Genomic DNA, 2862 nt, shown 5'->3' on the forward strand with positions numbered 1-2862 from the left:
AAGGCACCGACCTATCGGTCTACCCCGCCGACTACCTGGACTATGTCGCCTTGCAGCTCAACACCCGCCCACGAAAGCGTCACGGCTTCAAAACACCCGCCCAGATACTCGACGAGATACTCTCAAACCCACCAACTGTTGCATCCACCGCTTGAATCCGCCCGGCGTGTCGTGTGCGTGGTTTAAGTGTCGGCGCGGCTTGGGCTCCTACAGGTACTGACCCAGGTTGGATTCGGTGTCGATGGCCCGCGATGCGCTCGAGCTCTTGCCGGTGACCAGGGTGCGGATGTAGACGATCCGCTCGCCCTTCTTGCCCGAAATCCGCGCCCAGTCATCGGGGTTGGTGGTGTTGGGCAGGTCCTCGTTCTCGGCGAACTCGTCGACGATCGAGTCCAGCAGGTGCTGAATGCGCAGACCGGGCTGGCCGGTCTCGAGCACCGACTTGATCGCGTTCTTCTTGGCGCGGTCGACGACGTTCTGGATCATCGCCCCGGAGTTGAAGTCCTTGAAGTACATGACTTCCTTGTCACCGTTGGCGTAGGTGACCTCCAGGAACCGGTTGTCGTCGATCTCGGCGTACATCCGCTCGACGACCTTCTCGATCATCGCCCGGATGCAGGCCGACCGGTCGCCCCCGAACTCGGCCAGATCGTCACTGTGCACCGGCAGCGACTCGACCAAGTACTTCGAGAAGATGTCTTGCGCCGCTTCGGCATCCGGCCGCTCGATCTTGATCTTCACGTCCAGACGGCCGGGCCGCAGGATCGCGGGGTCGATCATGTCCTCGCGGTTGGAGGCGCCGATCACGATGACGTTCTCGAGCCCCTCCACACCGTCGATCTCGCTGAGCAGCTGAGGAACCACGGTCGTCTCGACGTCGGAGGACACCCCGGTCCCGCGGGTCCGGAAGATCGAGTCCATCTCGTCGAAGAACACGATCACGGGTGTGCCTTCCGACGCCTTTTCGCGGGCGCGCTGGAAAATCAGCCGGATGTGCCGCTCGGTCTCGCCGACGAACTTGTTGAGCAGCTCGGGTCCCTTGATGTTCAAGAAGTAGGACTTGGCTTCGCGGGCGTCGTCGCCGCGCACCTCGGCCATCTTCTTGGCCAGCGAGTTGGCCACGGCCTTGGCGATCAGCGTCTTACCGCAACCGGGCGGACCGTAGAGCAACACACCTTTGGGCGGGCGCAGTGCGTACTCGCGGTACAGCTCCTTGTGCAGGAACGGCAGCTCCACCGCGTCGCGGATCTGCTCGATCTGGCGGGTCAGGCCACCGATGTCCTCGTAGCTGACGTCGGGCACCTCTTCCAGCACCAGGTCCTCGACCTCGGCCTTGGGGATGCGCTCGAAGGCGTACCCGGCCTTGGTGTCGACCAACAGCGAGTCACCCGGGCGCAGCCGGCGCGGCCGGGTGTCGTCGTTGAGCGCGTCGGGATGCCCCTCCGGAAGGTCCTCGGCCACCAGCGGCTCGGCCAGCCACACGATGCGTTCCTCGTCGGCATGCCCCACGACCAGGGCCCGGTGCCCGTCGGCCAGGAGCTCACGCAACGTGGAGATTTCGCCCACCGATTCGAACGTGCCGGCCTCCACGACGGTCAGGGCCTCGTTGAGCCGGACCGTCTGCCCCTTGCGCAGCAACGGGACTTCGATGTTCGGCGAGCAGGTCAGCCGCATCTTGCGGCCGGAGGTGAACACGTCGACGGTGTCGTCCTCGTGGGTGGCGAGCAGGACGCCGTAGCCGCTGGGCGGCTGCCCCAGCCGATCCACTTCCTCGCGCAGCGCAAGCAGTTGCTGGCGGGCCTCTTTGAGGGTCTCCATCAGCTTCGAGTTCCGCGACGCGAGGGAGTCGATGCGCGCTTCGAGCTGATGCACATCGCGGGCGGAGCGGGCAGCGCCATGCGAGGCGACGGCGTGCTCGAGTTGCTCGCGCAACATGGTCGCCTCGCGGCGTAGTTGCTCCAACTCGGCCTCGTCGCCGCTGGACATGTTCGATTCGTGCGGTGTTCCGAAAGCTTCAGAACGCTCTGAGCTAGCCATCGTGCGCTCCTTTCCCACACCGAATTGGCGCGGCGGATACTTCAAAGCTACCGGCGATTGCCGATTGATGTGCGGAGTCAAATACCCACGAAAAGATAAGATTTTCGTCACGCTGGTAATCTCGGCCACTAATCGTGATGATCGAAAGGGCCTTGGGAGGTGCCGGAGTGACCGCAAAAAGCCTCGCCACGGGCTCGACCCGCGCCGCCGTCGTCGCCCCCTGTGCCGCCGTGACTTCCGTTGCACCCATCGGCCCGACCTTAGCGACCCCCGTCCTTCGCGAAGCGGCCAGAGGCGCCTAGCCCGCGAACCGACTGGATGCACCGGCCACTGCCCGTAGCGCTGAGCGCCGCCGCCGCCCTGGCGGCGGTCGGACTCGCGGCGTGTTCGTCGCCGCACTCGAACAGCGGTTCGTCGCCCGCCTCTTCGCTCCCCCCGGCCACGTCGAGCCAGGTTGCTGCGCCCGTCACGGCTCCGCTGCCGCCGCCCGAGGCCCTCACCGACGTGCTCACGCGACTGGCCGACCCGAACGTTCCGGGCGCCAGCAAGGTGAATCTGGTGGAGAGTGCGACGCCGGAGAGCGCGGCCACACTGGACAGATTTACCAACGCTTTGCGCGACAACGGCTATGTGCCGATGACCTTCAACGCCAACGACATCGCATGGTCGGACAAGAATCCGTCCAACGTGAAGGCCACCATCGCCGTTCACACCGCCCAGGCCAACAACGCCAACTTCACCTTCCCGATGGAGTTCACCCCCTTCCAGGGCGGTTGGCAACTGTCGCGACACACCGCCGAAATGCTGTTGGCGCTGGGGAAGTCG

General features: G+C 65.0%; 2 protein-coding genes and 1 pseudogene. 2 read left to right on the top strand and 1 reads right to left on the bottom strand.

Annotation, left to right across the window (positions count from 1 at the left end):
* A pseudogene (locus DQP57_RS27395) lies at positions 1-155 on the top strand (IS30 family transposase); the annotation flags it as partial.
* 52 nt (positions 156-207) lie between these two features.
* On the opposite strand, the gene arc reads toward DQP57_RS27395, so the two are convergent.
* Positions 208-2037, bottom strand: a complete 1830-nt coding sequence (gene arc, locus DQP57_RS26420; protein ID WP_112635862.1) for a proteasome ATPase — start codon at positions 2035-2037, stop codon at positions 208-210.
* A 318-nt stretch (positions 2038-2355) separates the two neighbouring features.
* On the opposite strand from arc, the gene DQP57_RS26425 reads away from it, so the two are divergent.
* The coding region (locus tag DQP57_RS26425; protein WP_112635860.1) for a hypothetical protein at positions 2356-2862 on the top strand (507 nt) is incomplete at its 3' end.

It is taken from the genome of Mycobacterium colombiense (genome assembly GCF_003284935.1).
GTDB classification, from domain to species: domain Bacteria; phylum Actinomycetota; class Actinomycetes; order Mycobacteriales; family Mycobacteriaceae; genus Mycobacterium; species Mycobacterium arosiense_A.

Excerpts from the sequence above, each read along its gene's own strand:
- arc (WP_112635862.1), bottom strand. The coding sequence starts at position 2,037 with ATGGCTAGCTCAGAGCGTTCTGAAGCTTTCGGAACACCGCACGAATCG.